The organism is Candidatus Neomarinimicrobiota bacterium, from assembly GCA_021734025.1.
Taxonomy (GTDB): domain Bacteria; phylum Fidelibacterota; class JAANXI01; order JAANXI01; family JAANXI01; genus JAANXI01.
Genome location: JAIPJS010000001.1, coordinates 296,660 through 314,489 on the forward strand (window position 1 = coordinate 296,660; position 17,830 = coordinate 314,489).

Consider the following 17,830-nt stretch of genomic DNA (forward strand, 5'->3'; position numbering starts at 1 on the left):
TTTCTAAGATCACGCATACCCACCACTGACGTGGTGGGCTAAATGCAACCGTCCCTTCGGGACTATCCGGTGGAAATTCCTATGGGTTTCCGTCCCGGCAGGGACGGAATGCTTTCAGCCCCGGGATTTATCCCGGGGATTGAATTGATGAAAAATCGCAAAGTCCCGCCAGGGACGACTGAAATCAGACTCGTCTACTCCACAGTCAAATCCTGATACCGCCGCATCGCCTCCACGAAATAATAATCCGCATAGGTGATGGCGACGTCTACTTCTGAATCTGCCGGCTTACTACCAACACTGTGTTTCAGGATAAATCCGCCGTTGGTACCGACATTCGCCATATACTCATCCGTCGATAACGTCCGGATAATCGTCTCCGCGGTCGCGAAATAGGTCGCCGAATCCTCCGGAGACGCATACTGGCTCAATTCAAGCAGACCAGAAGCCATGATCGCCCCCGCAGAGGCATCACGCTTGGCATCCGGGATGTTCGGGGCATTATAGTCCCAATACGGGATTTTGTCCTCTGGCAGATTCGGATGATTCAGAAGAAAATTGGCGATCCCCTCCGCCTGTCGTAAATATTTCTTGTCCCCGGTCTCCCGGTAGGTAACCGTAAACCCATACAATCCCCACGACTGTCCCCGGGACCACGCCGATTCGTCCGAGTAACCCTGGGCGGTGCGCTTCTCCTGGATTTCACCGGTATCAGGATCGTAATTCAGCACATGCCAGGAACTGGTATCCTCGCGGAAATGGTTCTCGATAGTCGTGTTCGCATGAGTGACGGCAATATCATAGAAAGAAGAATCGCCGGTTGCTTCGGTCGCCCAGAACAGCAACTCCAGATTCATCATATTGTCGATGATCACCAGGAAGTCGTCTGGATCAGAATCCCACGACTTTATGCAGCCGACTGTCGGATTAAACCGGGTCGAGAGCGATTTGGCGCTGTTGATCAGGATTTCGCGATACTCCGGCTTCGGGTTGATGCGATGCGCATTGCCAAAGCTGCAGTACATCATAAATCCCAGATCATGGGTGGAGGTATTGTGTTGCTCTTTTTCGAGGTGGCTGAGTATTCTTGTCGCCTCATTGTACAAGTCTTCGGCCCCGGTCTCCTCGTACAGGTAGAACAAGGTGCCGGGATAGAAACCGCTGCACCACCAGCCGGAGCCGCTGGTTTCCATCTCTCCGGTATTGTAATCATAGTTCTGTGGAAACCGGTCGTCCGGGAGCAGCTCCATCATGTGGCGGTATTGATCGGCCGCCACGGAGAAGTTGGTGTCGATGGTTTGCTGCAATGACTGCTGGGACTGGCACCGAATGAGTAATCCACCTAGTAAGACGGTGAAGAAAAGAATGGGGAAGACTCTGTGAGATGATTTGGGATTCATGGTTTTTCTCTCGGTTTAGTGTTTCTCAAGTATGTAGAGACGTTTCCCAGACGATTCGGGACAGGAATGAAACGTCTCTACCGAAGTATTTCATTTTTTTGTGATCCACGAAAACATCTTGCGTAGAGTGACGCCATGGCGTCACTCTATTAAAGGGATTAAACCTGGTCATTCCACCCGCCAGTCCAACACCTTCACTGGCTGGGCTGAAACTTTGGCCAATCCCTCGCTGTCTATCTGTGTAACGTTTTGCAGGAATAGACTTAGAATTCCCTGAGATTTCCAGAGTTCGGTATCGTAAGTTGGCTCCCAGGAACCGTAGCCGGTGTGCGTCAGGTCGATGACCTCCCACTCGTTTTTTGTAAGGTCGCCGTTCATCGCGACGGACACACGATTACCTCTTTCCGCGTCTCTGAAAATAATATAGGCTTTGATATCCGCCTTCTTTCCGGAGACGACGATCTGAGGACGGGAGATGGGAATCTGCTTGGTGCCGGCGCCGCTCAGGCTGAACGGTGTCTCCCGGAACCCGGTGTTCTGATGCTCCCAGCGATTGTTCCGGCGGTAGACCAACTGAAATTGTGGGACGGAATCACCTTGCGCACGCCAATAACTGGCGATATATGGATTTCCTGCGGCATCCGTAGTCATAGAGGTCTGATTAATGAGTTCGCTCTGCTGCGGAATTTTGAGCGCATATTCGGCAGTTGAAGCAGTAATGGGGAGAGCATATTCTTTACCGGTCGAACGCATCCAGGTAACGCCACCATCCGTCGATTTCGCATAGCAGAGATCGTGATTGCTGGCTACGTCCGGGCTTTCGCGCCAGACCCAGGAGATATGAATCGCACCCTGCGCGCCCACACACACCTGCCAATAAGCGTTTCGTTCGCTCTCACCGCTGATCAGGTTGTCTTGGATTTGCGTCCACTCTTGAGTTTCTACATCGTATTTATTGATGACCAGATTTCCACGACCCGATTCACCATCCCGGTAAAAGAAAAGCAAATCACCATCCGGCAGCCGGTAAAACTCCGGATAAGACACCCTGGACTCGGCCTTTCCAGTCATGGCCAATTCGTCCGACATCTCCAGCGAACCGGGACTTTCACTCCGACAATATCGCAGTGGTGTATTATGGTGATCCCACGCCATATGGAGGTAACCGTCGCCGTCCACCATCATACTGATGGAATTGTGCGCATCCTCGGCGTTTCCCAAGTATCGGGTTTTCCGAAGCGTCCACTCGTCCGTACCGACCTTTCTCTTGCCAAGGATGACATTCTCCGCAGAATCGTAGTAAGCGATAAATTGGGTCCTATGATGCGTCACCAGCGAATTCTTCCTGAAAATCACGGCGTTGACGGAGTTCTTCGCCCAGCCATCGCCAACGGCGGAAATCCGGGGAGTCGCATCAATCTGTTTTGATTGATTGCAGCCGACGGTGCCCAGGAAAAGAGCAAAACCCACCGCGAGGATGAGATGTTGTGCCTTCATCAATAAAGTGCTGCGTATGAAACGAAAATCAGTCAATGGATTTTGGCCGTGTGAGGGTTAAATGAATTGAGGAAAGTTTAACATTTGCGGGAGAACATTCCCAGTGAAAATGGGGGGTTACAGTCGTCCCTGGCGGGACTTTGGTTTATTAATGTCCGGTGTCCCACCACTGACGTGGCGGGCTAAATGCAATCGTCCCTCCGGGACTCTTTGGTCAAGATAGCCATGGGTTATCCGTCCCGAACGGGACGGATCGCTTTCAGCCCCGGGCGCTAGCCCGGGGAATAATGGTACCATAAACAAGAAAGTCCCGCCAGGGACGACTGAATGATTGGAAAGAATACAAAATTCCCCGTTGGCAAATCCATGCGTAGCAGTTAGATTCGGATAAAACAATAGCACACTGATCCCGGCAAGCCGGGATTCGCTGAAACGGCACGGATTACCGCAAATTAAGATGATATGTTTTTATCTTCGGTTATCTGCCGAATCTGCGTCATCAGCGTGCTATCCTCTAAATTATGATTAAAAAAATCGATCATATCGCTATTGCCTCCAATGATATTGAAGGTGCCAAACGCATGTTCAATGAGCTGCTGGGTATCGATATCGAACCCCGGGAGACGGTGGAGGAGCAGGGAATTACCACCGATATCTACGATCCCGGTGAGACGAAGCTGGAGGTGATGGAGCCAACGGATCCGGACTCTCCCGTGGGGAAATTCCTTGAGAAGAAGGGTGAGGGAATTCACCACATCTGCTTTGAGGTAACTGATATCGAAGAGATGCTACAATCCCTGAAAGACGCCGGAATCGAACTCATCAACGAGGAACCAACTCTCGGCGCCGGAGGGAACAAGATCGCGTTTCTGCATCCGAAAAGCACGCACGGGGTGTTGATTGAACTCAGTGAACCAGCCGACCGCTCATGACATCTTTGGAACAATTGTTTAAGCAGTGAATTTTTATATCTGATGCCTGAACCGACGGAACATATCGAATCGCTACTGATAAACGCGCCCAAGTCGCCTGGCGTATACCTTTTTAAGGACAAGAAGGACGTCATCCTGTACATCGGGAAGGCCAAGGTGTTACGGAACCGGGTGCGCTCGTACTTTCGCGGGAAGGCTGACAAGCGCGACCCGAAGACCCAGACCATGGTGAACCAGATCCGGGATATCGACTTTATTGTCACCGATTCCGAGGTTGAATCGCTGCTCCTGGAAGCGAACCTGGTCAAAGAGCACCGTCCGAGGTACAACGTACGGCTGAAGGACGACAAGTCGTACCCGTACGTCCGGATCACTGACGAGCCGTATCCGCGGGTGTTTATCACCAGGGATGTGATCAAAGATGGCTCCAAGTATTACGGGCCGTACACGGACGTCACCTCGCTGCGCTCCACCATGCGGGTGGTGAAGAAGATCTTTCCCATCCGGAGTTGCCGATATCACATAGACCAGGAAACCATCGAGCAGAACAAGGTGTCCGTCTGCCTGGATTACCATATCAAGAAGTGCGAAGGGCCGTGCGAGGGACTGGTGAGCAAGGAGCACTATAACGCGATGATCGACAAGGTCATCGACTTTCTGAACGGCCGCACTGATGAGGTGGTGGAATACCTGGAAACCAAGATGAACCAGGCAGCAGATGAGTTTGAATATGAAGAGGCAGCCCGGGTCAGAGACCAAATCAATGCGGTGAAGAATTACGCCAAGAAACAGCGGGTGGAAACCGGCGATTTTGAAGATAGGGACGTGCTGGCCATGGCGGCGGAGGATGATGACTGCGCCGTGGTCGTTCTGCGACTCCGGAACGGCAAGCTCATCGGACGGGAGCACTTTTATCTATCCGGCGTGGAAAATAAAGAAGAGTCGGCCATCCTTGAGGATTTCGTGAAGCAGTACTACATGAAGGTGGACTTCGTCCCCAGGGAAATCCTGTTTCCGGTGCTCCCGGAAAATCAGGAACCGCTGGAGACGTGGCTCTCGGAGCGTTCGGATCTACGGGTCTACTTCAAGGAACCCAAGATTGGCGATAAGAAGAAGCTCCAGGGACTGGCGGAGAAGAACGCCAAACTGCTGCTGGGCGAGTTGACCCTCCAGAAGAAGAAAAAGGCCGAGTACATCCCCAAGACCGTCTCGACCCTGCAGGAAGAACTCCAGATGGAAGCGCCGCCACGTCGCATCGAGGCGTTCGACATTTCACATATCGGTGGAACGAATATCGTAGCGTCCATGGTTACCTTCATCGACGGCCAGCCGCGGAAAGGGGAGTATCGGCGGTTCAAGATTAAGACCGTGAAAGGCAACGACGACTTCGCCAGCATGCGGGAGGTTATCAACAGGCGGTACAGCCGCGTGCTGGAGGAAAAACTTCCGGTACCAGACTTGGTTTTAATCGACGGTGGCAAAGGACAGCTGAATATCGCGGTGGAGACATTAAACGAGTTGGAATTTCCTCCGGTGACGGTCATCGGTTTGGCCAAGCGGCTGGAGGAGGTCTACATCCCACAGCACTCGGAACCGCTGTTTATCGCCAAGAGCTCGCCGGGACTCATTTTACTGCAACGCATCCGGGACGAGGCACACCGGTTTGCGGTGGCGTATCACCGGAAACTCCGAGGCAAGACTATGGTGGTCTCGGATCTGGATAACATCGAAGGCGTGGGCAAGATCCGTAAGGAGCGCCTGATGAAGCGGTTCCGGAGCGTGAAGAAGCTGAAGGAAGCCACCATCAAGGAGATCGAGGAAGTGCAGGGCATCTCCGAATCGCTGGCGGTGAAGATCAAGGAGCAGCTCACCGGCGAGGAGATTGTACACCAGGAGTGAAGCAGTAAAGGCAACAACAGTGTTCCGGTGTTCGGGTGTTCAGGTTGTCCTGATTCTTAATCTTACTCTGATTTTTGTTAGTGGTTCGTTGTAAGTTGTATTATCTATATGAATCAATTACAGGGTGGGACTTTTTTCGTGTACGCCGTGGTGGAGAAGGGAGTAAGCAGAATGGCAAAAAGATCTTGAACCTTGGGAGGGCGTTACATGAATAGCCCCGGGATTTATCCCGGGGATCGAATATTTCGAATAATGGAAGAGTCCCGCAAGGGACGAATGAAAATATTGATAAATACCGGCCGTCCCTGCCGGGACTTGTGGAATGCTTGTAATTCCTGTGCCCACCAATAAATTGGTGGACTGACTGCAGCCGCCCCTGACGGGGCTATTTGGTGGGCGTCATATTGGCATTCTAAAACCCCTTTCCCATTCCTCTCTCTTCTCCGATCGGATAAAATCTTTAATTTGTAAATCCCATTAAATGGAGACAAATAAAATTATAACTACTAACAACGAACCACGAACCACTAACAAAGATCAACAGCGGCTAAAGCCGCGACTACTAACTGGTCAAATAAAACCCGGTTTTTATTCCTGGATAGTATGGTGATTTGTTATCTATTGTGAGAAAAACATAATATCTGCCGAATTCCGTTTACTGACACAACTCACCCACTTGTTCTCCCTCTCTTCGAAGAGGTAGGAGACAGCTCCGGGAGGAGTCTCTGTTGAGAGGGATGGAATTGTGTTTATGGGAGATAATAAATGTTGGATTTAGCAATTTTGTTAGATATGTGTGGTTTGTGGTCGGTTGAATTAATTGGGCTACTTACTTTAGTCATTATTGGGACTTTAAATCCCCGGGTTAAAACCCGGGGCTATTCATGTACCGTCTAGCCGGAATTTAAAATTATTTAATAATTCAACATCTCAAATTGGATTAAAATCCAACGATAAATTTATAAGAACTGAATCTGTCCGGTAAACTACCAACAACGAACCACGAACAAAGATCAAAAGCGGCTAAAGCCGCGACTACTAACTGGATTCCTCTAACACGCCTTCCAACTTGAACACTCGAACACCCGAACACTCTCACACTGTCTTTAATCTTGCACAACTCCCGTCCTACAGGTACTTTTTTCCTATGATTGTTGAAATTACTATTACAGGAAATTATTGAATTATGGATGTCATTGACCTGGCACGCGACTTTATCAGAATCGAATCTATCTCGGAGAACGAGGCGCCGTTTGCCGGGTATCTGCAATCGTTCTTCGACGGACACGGATGGGAGACGGAGCGCACTCAAATAACCGACGATCGCTGGAATCTCTTAACGAAGCCATCTAGAGATGCCGAGCCGGAAATATACTTCTGCTCCCATCTGGATACGGTGGCGCCGTTCGTTGAGTTCTCCGAGGATGACGACTACCTCTACGGCCGGGGTGCGTGCGATACCAAGGGCGTCATTGCTGCCATGATTGGGGCGGCGTTTCAGCTGGTACATTCCGGTACGGACAATATCGGATTCCTGTTTACCGTAGGGGAAGAAATCGACAGCATAGGCGCGAAGGTGGAGAATGAAAATCCGCCGGACGGGGTGGAGTATTTGATTGTTGGCGAACCGACCGAAAATCGGCTGGTTGCTGGACAAAAGGGCATTTATATCGTTGAAATTACCGCGGAGGGGAAGTCCGCACACTCTGCCTACCCGGAACTTGGTGATTCTGCGGTGGAGAAATTGCTGAATATCCTTGAACGATTGCGTGAAACAACATTGCCTTCCCATCCGGAATTAGGCGACACCACGGTCAATATCAGCAATTTGTACGGAGGCGACCGGTACAACGTCATCCCCAACGAGGCCGGGGCATCGCTGCTGTTTCGGGTTTCAACATCTTTGGCGAATGTGAAGACGATTGTCCGAAACGCGGTGAATGGTGAGGGCACGGTCAAAGAGATCAGCCAGTGCGAGCCCCAGCAGATGATGAATATTCCGGGCTACGAAAACGAAATCGTCGCCTTCAGCACGGACATCCCGTTCCTCGGGAACTGGGGGACGCCGCTGCTCCTGGGGCCTGGGTCTATCCACGATGCGCACACCCAAGAGGAGAAAATCGAAAAATCGGAGATCCTGGAGGCGGTGGAGAAGTATATGGATATTGTTGAGTATTTGAATGACCACATGGAATCTTAAATGACGTTATTTCATGGGCGATACGATTCAATAGTTATGAAGAGCATTGTAGAAACACGCCATGGCGTGTCTCTACCAGTGACAAACCGGTCGAATTTTTCCTTGATTTATTGTTTTTACACACGCTGCATGGCGTGTCTCTACTAAACGTGCTGATTTACACACCTATTATTCCTCTGCAATTATGATTTTTTATTACAATCGAGCAAAAGTCGGGATTCTCATTTTTATACTTTGTTTAGCTTCTTCTATATATGCCCAAAATAACGACCGCGACCACTCCACCTCTCTCGTATTCCCAACTAAATCCCACGCGCCACTCCGGAAAGCCACCGGGACGCACCTCTTTTTTGCGGTGGGGACAGCCACGTCGGTGGACAATCCACAAGGAGTAGCGCTCACGAAATTACGCGGTCAAGACGATCCGGACACGGAGGATGATGACGACGAACTCTCCGTCTACGGTGTGAATGCCGGGAAAAATGAAATTATTTATAACACGTCGCTCCTGAATATCGAGATCTATCGCGGGGAGCCCGGAACTCCGGAATCGCTCCAGAATCCCCGGGGTATTGCGTGCAACGCCAGCGGTGACGTTTACGTGGCAGACAAAGATAACGGCCGGATCGCCCATCTGTTCAACGAGGAGGGAAAAAATCTCGTTTATCGCTCCGATTCCCGGCCAAATGCAGAAAACTTTCGTCCGTTCGACGTTACGCTTGCTTCCGGAGGAGACCTGTTCGTCAGTGATAGCGCCGGATCGAAAATCTGGACCTGGGACAGCTCTACCCATCATTGGAAAGTGCTTATTGACAGTATTGATACGCCGCTTGGGATTGTGTCGTACGACCGGAACGACGAGTGGACGCGCTATAAACAGTCCCGGCTGGGCATCATCTGTGAAAACGGGAAAAAAGTGGTTATAACTGATTTTGAAGGTCGTAAATTATCGGGCTATAAACCGGAAGAAAAAAACGCGGCGCTTCGTTATATTGCTACCGATTATTACAACAATTATTATCTCACGGACGCGGCAAACGGGAGAATTATCAAAATCGACCGCCACGGCAAATTGATCGACACCATCGGAAGCGAGGGGAAAGGGGATTACCAGTTTCAGCATCCCCAGGGGATTGCCGTCTGGAAGCGCTTCGGACAGGTCTGTGTTGCCGAATCCTACGCCGCACAATACTACCTCATCGGAACCGATATTCTGGCCACCGATCTTTCCAGAAATGGGGAGACGCTCCGGCTCTCATTTGAGCTGACCGAGCGAGCGGATGTCACTATCACCGTCATGCAGCCGGGGAAGTCGGAGGTCGATACATTGGTGGATGACCGACGCGTGCCCCAGGGCGGATTTACCCATCGCTGGGAAATACCAGAGAATGCCAGAGAAGGGGAATACGTGTTCAGGATTTCTGCGGTGCCGAGCTATTCGTCGACCAAATTTTTTCGGGCGAATCGGGTGATTCGCCGGGATTTTAAGCATAATTAACCGAACCATCAGATTACGAGGATACGCATGAGTGAACCGGAAGTAACACTGGAATTAGCGAAGGAACACGGCCTTTCCCAGGAGGAGTACGAGAAGATACTGGAGATACTCGGCCGGACGCCGAACTATACCGAATTGGGCATTTTTTCGGTGATGTGGAGCGAGCATTGCAGTTACAAGAATTCGATTGCCCTGATTAAGCAGCTGCCCAGCGAAGGTGAGGACATTCTGGCCGGAGCCGGCGAGGAGAATGCCGGGTTGGTCGATATCGGAAACGGATTGGCCGTCTCATTCAAGATTGAGAGCCACAATCATCCGTCCGCCATCGAGCCGTACCAGGGGGCGGCCACCGGCGTTGGCGGGATCCTGCGGGACGTCTTCTCCATGGGAGCCCGGCCAATCGCCTCCATGAATTCGCTACGATTCGGCCCGTTAACAGAGGAGCGGAATAGATACCTGTTCAAGAATGTCGTAAAAGGCATCGGCGACTACGGGAATTCGGTCGGTGTCCCCACCGTGGGCGGGGAAGTAGTCTTCGACGAGCACTACTCCGGTAATCCGCTGGTGAACGCCATGACCGTCGGAATCGTTCAGACGGAGTACACGATGAGCGCAATTGCGGACGGTGTCGGGAATCCCGTCATTATTTACGGATCCGCCACCGGAAGGGATGGCATTCACGGCGCCACCTTTGCTTCCGAAGAATTAACTGAGGAATCGGAAGAGCGTCGTCCCGCGGTCCAGGTGGGCGATCCGTTCGCGGAGAAGTCGATCCTGGAAGCCACACTGGAACTGGCGCGGAAGCCGTACGTGGTGGGCATCCAGGATATGGGCGCCGCCGGCATCACATGCTGTACCTCTGAGATGTCCGCCAGAACAGGCGTCGGCATGAACGTGGATCTGGACAAGGTGCACCAGCGGGAAGAGGGGATGATTCCGTACGAGATCATGCTTTCCGAGTCCCAGGAACGAATGCTGACGGTCATCAAAGACGGGTTCGAGGACGAAGCCATCAAAATCTTTGAAAAGTGGGATATTGATTATGCCATCGTTGGCGAGGTGACCGATACCGGCAAAATTTCCCTAACCCATAAGAGCAAAGATGCCGGCGAAGTCCCCGCGTGGGATCTGGTGTTGGGTGGCGGCGCGCCGGTGTACCACCGGGAGAGTGAACGACCGAAATATCTGGACGATTTGCCGCAGTACTCTGTGGAAGATTACGATGAGCCGGAGGATTACAACGCAGTCTTCCAATCCATGATGTCGCACCCGAATATCGCCAGTAAGCGATGGGTGTATGAGCAATACGATCATACCGTGCGTACCAATACTGTAATTGGCCCTGGTGGAGATGCAGCGGTCGTGCGGATCAAGGATACAAATCGGGCGCTCGCAATTTCTGTGGACGGGAACGGCAAATATGTGTATCTCAATCCCCGTAAGGGCGGCAAAATCGCGGTGGCCGAGTCCGCGCGGAACGTTTCGTGCGTCGGCGCCAAACCGGTGGCCATCACCAACTGCCTGAACTTCGGCAATCCGTACGATCCGGAGAATTACTACCAGTTCAAGGAGGCCATCGGCGGCATCGGCAGCGCCTGCGAAATCCTGCAGACGCCGGTCACCGGCGGAAACGTGAGTTTCTATAATGAAAGCCCGGATTCGGCGGTCTATCCCACACCGGTCATCGGGATGGTCGGGATCATCGATGACGTGAGTAAGATTATGACGCCGTATTTCAAGCGGGAAAACGACTTTATTATGATTATGGGGACGCTGAAGGGCGATCTCGGTGGCAGCACTTATCTCCAGGCTCAGCATGACAGCCTGGTGGCCGACACGCCGGATATCGATCTGGACTTCGAGCAGCGCGTCCAGGAAGCGCTCAGGGTAGCGATACAGAAAGAGGTTATTCACTCAGCACACGATGTTTCCGATGGCGGACTCGCCGTAGCAGTCGCCGAGTGTTGTCTTGGCAATCCTGAGCGGCTGTTTGGTGCCGATGTTCACGTCCACCGGAAAATCCGGGATGACGAATTAATGTTCTCGGAAAACCAGTCCCTGGTCGTTGTGAGTCTTTCAGAAGATAACCTGCTGGCCATCGAACGCATCGCGTCCCAGTATAGTGTGCCGTGTACAACAATTGGTCGGGTGCGTGGCGAGCGATTCTCGTTTAATGACAAGATCGACGTAAGCGTCGAAGATTTCCGGGAGTGGTACGATAACACCATACCGTCCTACATGGAACAGCCGATCTCCACAAGTCAAGAGGAGGCGGCATGAGTCATCAGGTTCAATACGCAGACGGAGAGTCCGAACCAGAATCCAGAGATGTGGGAACCATCTATTGCGTCGGGAAAAATTATCTCCCGCATATCCAGGAGTTGCAGAGCAAGATCCCGGACGCGCCGGTGATCTTCACCAAGCCAACGTCGGCGCTGGTCGGCCCGGATACGGTTTTGACGTTTCCCATCGAAAAGGGCGTCGTCCACCACGAGGTGGAGATTGTGCTCCTTATAGGCCAAACCGGCAGGCGCATCAACAAGGAAGAGGCGTGGAATCATATCGATGGATACGCGCTGGGCATCGATTTTACGCTCAGGCAGTTACAGTCGGATTTACGTGAAAAAGGTCTCCCGTGGCTGCTTTGCAAGGGATTTGACCACTCCGCCGGAATCACGAAGTTCCTGCCGATTCCATCACAGGATAAATTTAATCAGACGGAATTCTGGCTCAAACTCAACGGGAAGAACCGGCAAACCGGGCTCGTGAGTGACATGGTATTCGATATCCCGACGATTATTACCTTTCTCTCACGGACAATTACCCTCGAAGAGGGGGATCTTATTTATACCGGTACTCCCGCGGGAGTGAGCAGGGTTCGTACTCATGATGAAATCACAATTGGTATTGATGGTGTGTTGGAGGAGACGTTTACTGTAGGTTAACGCCGTGTTGCTGTGTTAGAGTGTTACTGTGTTAATGTGTTACCGTTTCTCGTTTCTTAATCTTAATCCTAATCTTCCCAGAGGGATTCCCTTGGGATAATCGCTGTTTCTACAATGAAGACCGGAGACAGGAGACCGGAAAAAAACAAAATGACCGTCCGCTTGAAGTCCGATGCAATCGGGTTCAAGCGGACGGTACAACTCCGAATACTCGGTATGCCCGCTTAAAACCGGCTTTGCCGGGACATTAAACGAGAGCCTTACTACTTTTGGTTAGAAATCCTTCTAAGATTTGGCCGTCCCTGGCGGGACTTTGGTGATTTACCTTGTATCACGTACCCACCAATAAATTGGTGGGCTGAAGGCAATCGTCCCTCCGGGTCTCATTATCTTTTTCCCTTCTCCCTTCTCCTTTCTCCATACGAGAATGTGCTCTGCTATCGCGAAGCCTGATAAAAGGATACAACCAGAACTACAACCAACTACGAACAACGAACAACAAACAAAATCGGAGTAAGATTAAGAGTAGGATTAAGATTAAGAAATAGCTACTTGAACACCCGTCCCGAAGGGATCCCTTTGGGGAACACTCTAATACTGTCTTCCCCTATACCATATTCCCTTCATTTAACCCGAAATGCTCCTCCGCCAGATCCGCGATGCGCTGGCCGATACTCAGAGAGGCAGTCGCGGCGGGGGACGGGGCGTTGAGGACGTGAATCATTCCGCGCTCCTGGAGGATATGAAAATCGTCGATGAGGTTGCCCTCCTTATCCAACGCCTGGGCGCGGACGCCGGCGTCTCCGGCGCGCAAATCGGACTCCTGAATTTCCGGAATCAATTTCTGAAGCGCCTTCACGAATGCCGACTTACTAAAGGATCGATAAAACTCTCCAATGCCGGTCTGCCAGTACTGTCCCGCCAGTTTCCAGAAGCCGTCGTATCCGAAGGTGGAGAGCGTATCTTTTAGGGAGAAACTGAGCTTATTGTAGCCTTCCCGTTTGAATGCCAGCACCGCATTCGGCCCGGCCTCAACACCGCCGTGTACCATTCTGGTGAAATGGACGCCGAGAAACGGAAACTCCGGATCGGGCACCGGATAGATCAGGTCGTTCACCAGCGAGTGGGATTCCGGTACCAGTTCGTAATATTCGCCCCGGAACGGCACAATCCTGATGTCCGGCTCCACGCCGCACATCCGGGCGATCCGGTCGCACTGGAGTCCACCGCAGTTGATGAGATTTTTACACCGAACTTCACCGGATTTGGTTTCCAGCACGAACTCGTCACCATCTTTGGCGAAACCGGTCACCTCGGAATTTAACCGGATTTCTGCACCGCGATCCTGTGACAGTTTCGCATATGTCTCGGTGACCTTTGAAAAATCGACGATGCCGGTTTCCGGAACGTGCAGACCATCCACACCGGCGACGTGCGGCTCGTACTCCCGGATTTCTTCCGGTGAGAGCCGCCTGATTCCCTGCAGACCGTTTGCGCGTCCACGGCGCTCCAGCTCGTCCAGGCGGGGGATCTCTTCTTCCGAGGTCGCTACGACGACCTTCCCGCAACGATCATGTGGAATATCGTAGTCCTCACAAAATTCGTATAGCGCCTTGCGCCCGCTGGTACAGGTGGTCGCTTTGAGTGAGCCGGGTTTGTAGTAGAGCCCCGAATGCACCACGCCGCTGTTATTGCCGGTCTGATGCGCCGCCAGGTGGTCTTCCGCTTCAAGAATGACTACCGAGGCTGATGTTTGGGAGGTTAGTTGATTCGCCGTTGCGGCTCCAACTATTCCGCCGCCGATGATTGCGATGTCGTAGGTTTTTGGCATTTTTACTCCGGAGAATGGTTTAATGAATTTTTTTTTGGCCTTCACCAAGTTGAATAGTAGAGACGTTTCATGGAACGTCTCTACTAGAAAGAAAATGCGATGATTACTCCCAATTTTCCCTTGTTTTTCTGTTTCCACACAGCCTGCATGGCACGTCTCTACAACAGATAAATATAATTGGCCTTGGCACTACGTACTTTTCGTATATGTAATATGAAAAATCTGATGCTGCTTGGACTTGGCCTTTCGCTCGAACAGTGTCCGTTGTTTAGAAATCTCGTCGGAAACTTCCTCTTTTGTAATCTCGCCGGGCAATTCTTCAAGCCACGGAAAAGAGAGTTCCACCCATTTTGGCGCATCCGTCCAGATATTGATGAGACCGCCGGGCTTTAGCACGTCGTGATAGCGCTCATACGTGCTTTCCCGGATGAGCCGGCGCTTTTCGTGCCGGTTCTTGGGCCAGGGATCCGGATACATGATGAAAATCTTGTCCAGTGACTCCGGCGGAAAGACCTGTTCCAGCACTACATTTGCATCCTGATTGATGATAAGCACGTTGGTCAATCCGGCTTTCTCGATCCGCTCGGCGGCGGTGACTGCAAACAGGTGGACGTTCTCGATGCCGATATAGTGACCGTCCGGATCCTCGGAAGCCCGCTTTTCCATAAAGTTCCCGTGGCCGCATCCGATCTCCAGGTAAAGCGGCTTTGTCTTCAATACCTCGGGGGAGAGGAAGGTATCCACATCATGCAACGGACGAATTTCCCTAGACCAGCCGTGGGGATGCTTCATCCGGCGGGCTTCATTAATCTTGTCTTCGTCCTTTAATTCGAGGAGCGGCTGCTTTTGAAAGGGGAATCCGTCATTCATAGTTCCGAAAATTAATCAGTCCCGTCGTTGTTTCAAAGGTTCGATCCACCACACGATTCGAAATTTGACGTCTTTTCCCTTGCCAACGGCGTTGTCTTCCCTCAAATTCCCGACTCAGGGTGATCGATATATTTTTTTACGGGGATAAATTGAAACGTTTACTGCCAGGTTTCCTTCTACTTTTTATCTGTAATGTTGCCTTTCCACAGACTTCCAGCCTTTCCATAGAGGTTGCACCGGGCGTCACTCATCACAGTTTTACGATCCCGGAGAAACCGTGGACTATAGACGTGTTGGAAATCGAGTGGCCGAACAAATATATCACCCTTAAAACTGCTATGGCCAGGGATACTCTTGATGGCAACCAGATCCAGATGACGTCTGGTATTGCCGCGGATCATGACAGCGCCGGACACCGGGTGATTGCTGCTATCAATGGTGACTATTTTGATTTAGCCAGAGATGGGGCGCCGGTCAGTCTCCATATCCAGCGTGGTGAAATTGCCACGAATCCGACGGATAGGAATTACTTTGCACTCACATTGGAAAACCGGATTCATCTTGGCACTCTTACTTTTGATGGGTATATCGAGGCGCCAAATGGGCGCAGATATAGACTGAGCGGGGTGAATGCCGGCCGCGGGTCCGACCAGTTGATTTTGTATAATCGGTATCGCGGTAATACAACCAAAACTAATGCCTATGGGACCGAAATTTCCCTGGAACCGCTGGAGGACTGGCAGTTGAATTCGCCTGTACCTGCGGTCGTCACCGGCCGGGAAATCGGGAAGGGAAACATGCAAATCCCGCGTGACGGTGTCGTGTTGTCCGGGCATCATGTGGCGAGTATTTTCCTGAATAACCAGGTGGAAAACGGGGATACGATCTTGATTTCGCTGGGATTTCGCAAGGAAATCGGAGGTATCACCGAAGCACTCGGCGGTGGGGAGATGATTCTACAGGATGGTAGAGTGACTGCTTCCGCCGGAGAACGCCACCCGCGAACTTGTGTGGCAATAACCCAGGATACCAATAAGGTGCTTTTGTTCACTGTAGACGGCCGCAGCGACGTCAGTGCAGGGATGACGCTTCAGGAGGTCGGACAGTTTCTAAAAAAACAATTTGGGGCCCACACTGCGCTGAACCTGGATGGTGGCGGATCCACGACGATGGTGATCTGGGATACGATCGTCAACACTCCATCTGACATCACAGGCGAGCGTCCGGTGGCAAATGCGTTGCTGCTGGTTTCCAGCGCACCGGACTCAATTCTCGAAAAGTATCCGGAGGAACCGTAAAATTGTTCTGGATTTTCCTTATGAATCCTGTATCTTTTTCCCGGCTCTCAGGGGGCAGGAAATCCCTGATTTTCCGTATGACAATACAACATCGACAGGAGAGTTGAATGCGTACGTTGCTTGTGAGCATCTTTGGATTATTTGGAATTTTATTGACCGGAGTGGGTATGAATCAGGCAGTTTCAGCGGATATTTTTCCGTATGATTATGAAGTCCGGACACTGGATAACGGATTAAAATACTTTGTTATTCCCATGGAAAGTCCGGGGCTGGTGTCCTATTTCAGTGTGGTGAGAACCGGAAGTCGGGACGAATACGAACCGGGACATTCAGGATTTGCTCATCTCTTTGAGCATATGATGTTCCGGGGCACCAAAAATTTTCCCGGTGAAGTCTATGACCGGATGGTCACCCAGATCGGCGCCGACGGGAACGCATATACCACCGATGATTACACATTATACTACATGACATTCTCGGCGTCCGATCTGGAAAAAGTTGTTCATCTGGAGAGCGACCGGTTTCAGAACCTGGAGTATTCCGAGGCGGAATTCCAGACTGAAACGGGCGCCGTCTACGGGGAATACCGGAAAGGACGGACCAATCCCTGGTCGGTATTGTACGAAGAGATTTACGATATGGCGTACGATGAGCATACTTATCAACATACGACCATCGGATTCGAGGAAGACATCAAAGCCATGCCGACCATGTACGACTATAGCCTGAGTTTTTTCAACCGGTATTACAAGCCGGAAAATGTGGTGCTGATGGTGGTGGGAGATGTGAGTCCCGAGCAGGTGAGTCCATTGGTAAAAACATATTATGGGGAATGGGAGTCCGGATACGAAAAACCAAAGATCAAAGATGAGCCGCCGCAGCAAGAACCACGGAGCACCGAGGTGGATTACAGCGGTCGTACGCTTCCGATTATCGACATTGCATACAAAGGCCCGGCATTTCCGGAAAACGTCAAAGAAATGGCTGCCATCAGCCTGTTCGGTGAGATGGCTTTTGGCGAGAATAGCACACTCTACAAACAACTTGTACTCCAGGAGCAAAAAGTTCAGTTTGTCGCGCCCAGTTTCGACAATAACCGGGATCCCGGGTTGCTCCATATTTTTAGCATGGTGAAAGATGAGGAGGATGTCGAATATGTCCGGGAGCAGATTCTAGCGACAGTAAACACGTACCGGGAGACATTCGTGGATGAGTCCGAACTCACTGAGTTAAAAAGCCGGCAGAAATATCAGTTCCTCTTGGATCTTGATACGCCATCGAACGTGGCGCATAATCTCGCCAGATTTGTGGCATTAACGGGAGGTGTACAGATAGTGAACGAGTATTATTCTGCACTTGAACGGGTGACTCCCCGGGATATCTTAGAAGTCGTGAATACTTATTTTGTAGAAACAAACCGAAACGAGCTGGTGCTCAAAGGAGCACAGCAATGAAATACT

The 17,830-nt window shown here is 51.3% G+C and carries 14 protein-coding genes; 9 read left to right on the top strand and 5 right to left on the bottom strand.

From position 1 onward, the window contains the following. The first annotated feature begins 42 nt into the window (after positions 1 to 42). On the top strand, positions 43 to 216 hold the full coding sequence (locus tag K9N57_01095; GenBank protein ID MCF7802764.1) for a hypothetical protein: 174 nt from the start codon (positions 43 to 45) through the stop codon (positions 214 to 216). Here the strand turns inward: K9N57_01095 and K9N57_01100 are convergent. The 3 genes from K9N57_01100 to K9N57_01110 form a co-directional block, all read right to left on the bottom strand. Continuing rightward, the gene (locus tag K9N57_01100; GenBank protein MCF7802765.1) at positions 195 to 1,400 is read right to left on the bottom strand and encodes a glycoside hydrolase family 88 protein; all 1,206 of its coding nucleotides are present in this window, start codon (positions 1,398 to 1,400) and stop codon (positions 195 to 197) included. The genes K9N57_01095 and K9N57_01100 overlap by 22 nt on opposite strands. A gap of 168 nt (positions 1,401 to 1,568) precedes the next feature. After that, positions 1,569 to 2,897, bottom strand: coding sequence for a BNR repeat-containing protein (locus tag K9N57_01105; GenBank protein ID MCF7802766.1), 1,329 nt, complete (start codon positions 2,895 to 2,897; stop codon positions 1,569 to 1,571). A 117-nt stretch (positions 2,898 to 3,014) separates the two neighbouring features. Further along, positions 3,015 to 3,194, bottom strand: coding sequence for a hypothetical protein (locus tag K9N57_01110; protein MCF7802767.1), 180 nt, complete (start codon positions 3,192 to 3,194; stop codon positions 3,015 to 3,017). Between the two features lie 224 nt (positions 3,195 to 3,418). Here K9N57_01110 and mce point away from each other — a divergent pair, with 224 nt between their 5' ends. From mce to K9N57_01140, 6 genes are all read left to right on the top strand, one after another. After that, positions 3,419 to 3,829 (top strand): methylmalonyl-CoA epimerase, encoded by a 411-nt coding sequence (gene mce / locus K9N57_01115; protein MCF7802768.1) that lies wholly within the window; start codon positions 3,419 to 3,421, stop codon positions 3,827 to 3,829. 42 nt (positions 3,830 to 3,871) lie between these two features. Further along, complete coding sequence (uvrC, locus tag K9N57_01120; GenBank protein ID MCF7802769.1) at positions 3,872 to 5,728, top strand: excinuclease ABC subunit UvrC; 1,857 nt, start codon at positions 3,872 to 3,874, stop codon at positions 5,726 to 5,728. 1,186 nt (positions 5,729 to 6,914) lie between these two features. After that, positions 6,915 to 7,928 (top strand): M20/M25/M40 family metallo-hydrolase, encoded by a 1,014-nt coding sequence (locus tag K9N57_01125; protein MCF7802770.1) that lies wholly within the window; start codon positions 6,915 to 6,917, stop codon positions 7,926 to 7,928. 373 nt (positions 7,929 to 8,301) lie between these two features. Then, positions 8,302 to 9,426 carry a hypothetical protein gene (locus K9N57_01130; protein ID MCF7802771.1) on the top strand — a complete coding sequence of 375 codons (1,125 nt, stop codon included), beginning with the start codon at positions 8,302 to 8,304 and terminating at the stop codon, positions 9,424 to 9,426. 27 nt (positions 9,427 to 9,453) lie between these two features. Next, complete coding sequence (purL, locus tag K9N57_01135) at positions 9,454 to 11,706, top strand: phosphoribosylformylglycinamidine synthase subunit PurL (protein MCF7802772.1); 2,253 nt, start codon at positions 9,454 to 9,456, stop codon at positions 11,704 to 11,706. Further along, the gene (locus K9N57_01140) at positions 11,703 to 12,371 is read left to right on the top strand and encodes a fumarylacetoacetate hydrolase family protein (protein ID MCF7802773.1); all 669 of its coding nucleotides are present in this window, start codon (positions 11,703 to 11,705) and stop codon (positions 12,369 to 12,371) included. The genes purL and K9N57_01140 overlap by 4 nt, the downstream gene beginning before the upstream one ends. A 607-nt stretch (positions 12,372 to 12,978) precedes the next feature. On the opposite strand, the gene lhgO is transcribed toward K9N57_01140, so the two are convergent. Then, on the bottom strand, positions 12,979 to 14,202 hold the full coding sequence (gene lhgO, locus K9N57_01145; GenBank protein ID MCF7802774.1) for an L-2-hydroxyglutarate oxidase: 1,224 nt from the start codon (positions 14,200 to 14,202) through the stop codon (positions 12,979 to 12,981). A gap of 189 nt (positions 14,203 to 14,391) precedes the next feature. Continuing rightward, on the bottom strand, positions 14,392 to 15,072 hold the full coding sequence (gene trmB, locus K9N57_01150; protein ID MCF7802775.1) for a tRNA (guanosine(46)-N7)-methyltransferase TrmB: 681 nt from the start codon (positions 15,070 to 15,072) through the stop codon (positions 14,392 to 14,394). 149 nt (positions 15,073 to 15,221) lie between these two features. On the opposite strand from trmB, the gene K9N57_01155 reads away from it, so the two are divergent. Both K9N57_01155 and K9N57_01160 read left to right on the top strand, forming a co-directional pair. After that, on the top strand, positions 15,222 to 16,370 hold the full coding sequence (locus K9N57_01155; protein ID MCF7802776.1) for a phosphodiester glycosidase family protein: 1,149 nt from the start codon (positions 15,222 to 15,224) through the stop codon (positions 16,368 to 16,370). Positions 16,371 to 16,477: 107 nt separating this feature from the next. Beyond that, positions 16,478 to 17,824 carry an insulinase family protein gene (locus tag K9N57_01160; GenBank protein MCF7802777.1) on the top strand — a complete coding sequence of 449 codons (1,347 nt, stop codon included), beginning with the start codon at positions 16,478 to 16,480 and terminating at the stop codon, positions 17,822 to 17,824. The last annotated feature ends 6 nt before the right edge of the window (positions 17,825 to 17,830 follow it).

Excerpts from the sequence above, each read along its gene's own strand:
- uvrC (MCF7802769.1), top strand. The coding sequence starts at position 3,872 with ATGCCTGAACCGACGGAACATATCGAATCGCTACTGATAAACGCGCCC.
- K9N57_01140 (MCF7802773.1), top strand. The coding sequence starts at position 11,703 with ATGAGTCATCAGGTTCAATACGCAGACGGAGAGTCCGAACCAGAATCC.
- trmB (MCF7802775.1), bottom strand. The coding sequence starts at position 15,072 with ATGAATGACGGATTCCCCTTTCAAAAGCAGCCGCTCCTCGAATTAAAG.
- K9N57_01095 (MCF7802764.1), top strand. The coding sequence starts at position 43 with ATGCAACCGTCCCTTCGGGACTATCCGGTGGAAATTCCTATGGGTTTC.
- lhgO (MCF7802774.1), bottom strand. The coding sequence starts at position 14,202 with ATGCCAAAAACCTACGACATCGCAATCATCGGCGGCGGAATAGTTGGA.
- mce (MCF7802768.1), top strand. The coding sequence starts at position 3,419 with ATGATTAAAAAAATCGATCATATCGCTATTGCCTCCAATGATATTGAA.
- K9N57_01105 (MCF7802766.1), bottom strand. The coding sequence starts at position 2,897 with ATGAAGGCACAACATCTCATCCTCGCGGTGGGTTTTGCTCTTTTCCTG.
- purL (MCF7802772.1), top strand. The coding sequence starts at position 9,454 with ATGAGTGAACCGGAAGTAACACTGGAATTAGCGAAGGAACACGGCCTT.
- K9N57_01160 (MCF7802777.1), top strand. The coding sequence starts at position 16,478 with ATGCGTACGTTGCTTGTGAGCATCTTTGGATTATTTGGAATTTTATTG.
- K9N57_01110 (MCF7802767.1), bottom strand. The coding sequence starts at position 3,194 with ATGGTACCATTATTCCCCGGGCTAGCGCCCGGGGCTGAAAGCGATCCG.
- K9N57_01125 (MCF7802770.1), top strand. The coding sequence starts at position 6,915 with ATGGATGTCATTGACCTGGCACGCGACTTTATCAGAATCGAATCTATC.
- K9N57_01100 (MCF7802765.1), bottom strand. The coding sequence starts at position 1,400 with ATGAATCCCAAATCATCTCACAGAGTCTTCCCCATTCTTTTCTTCACC.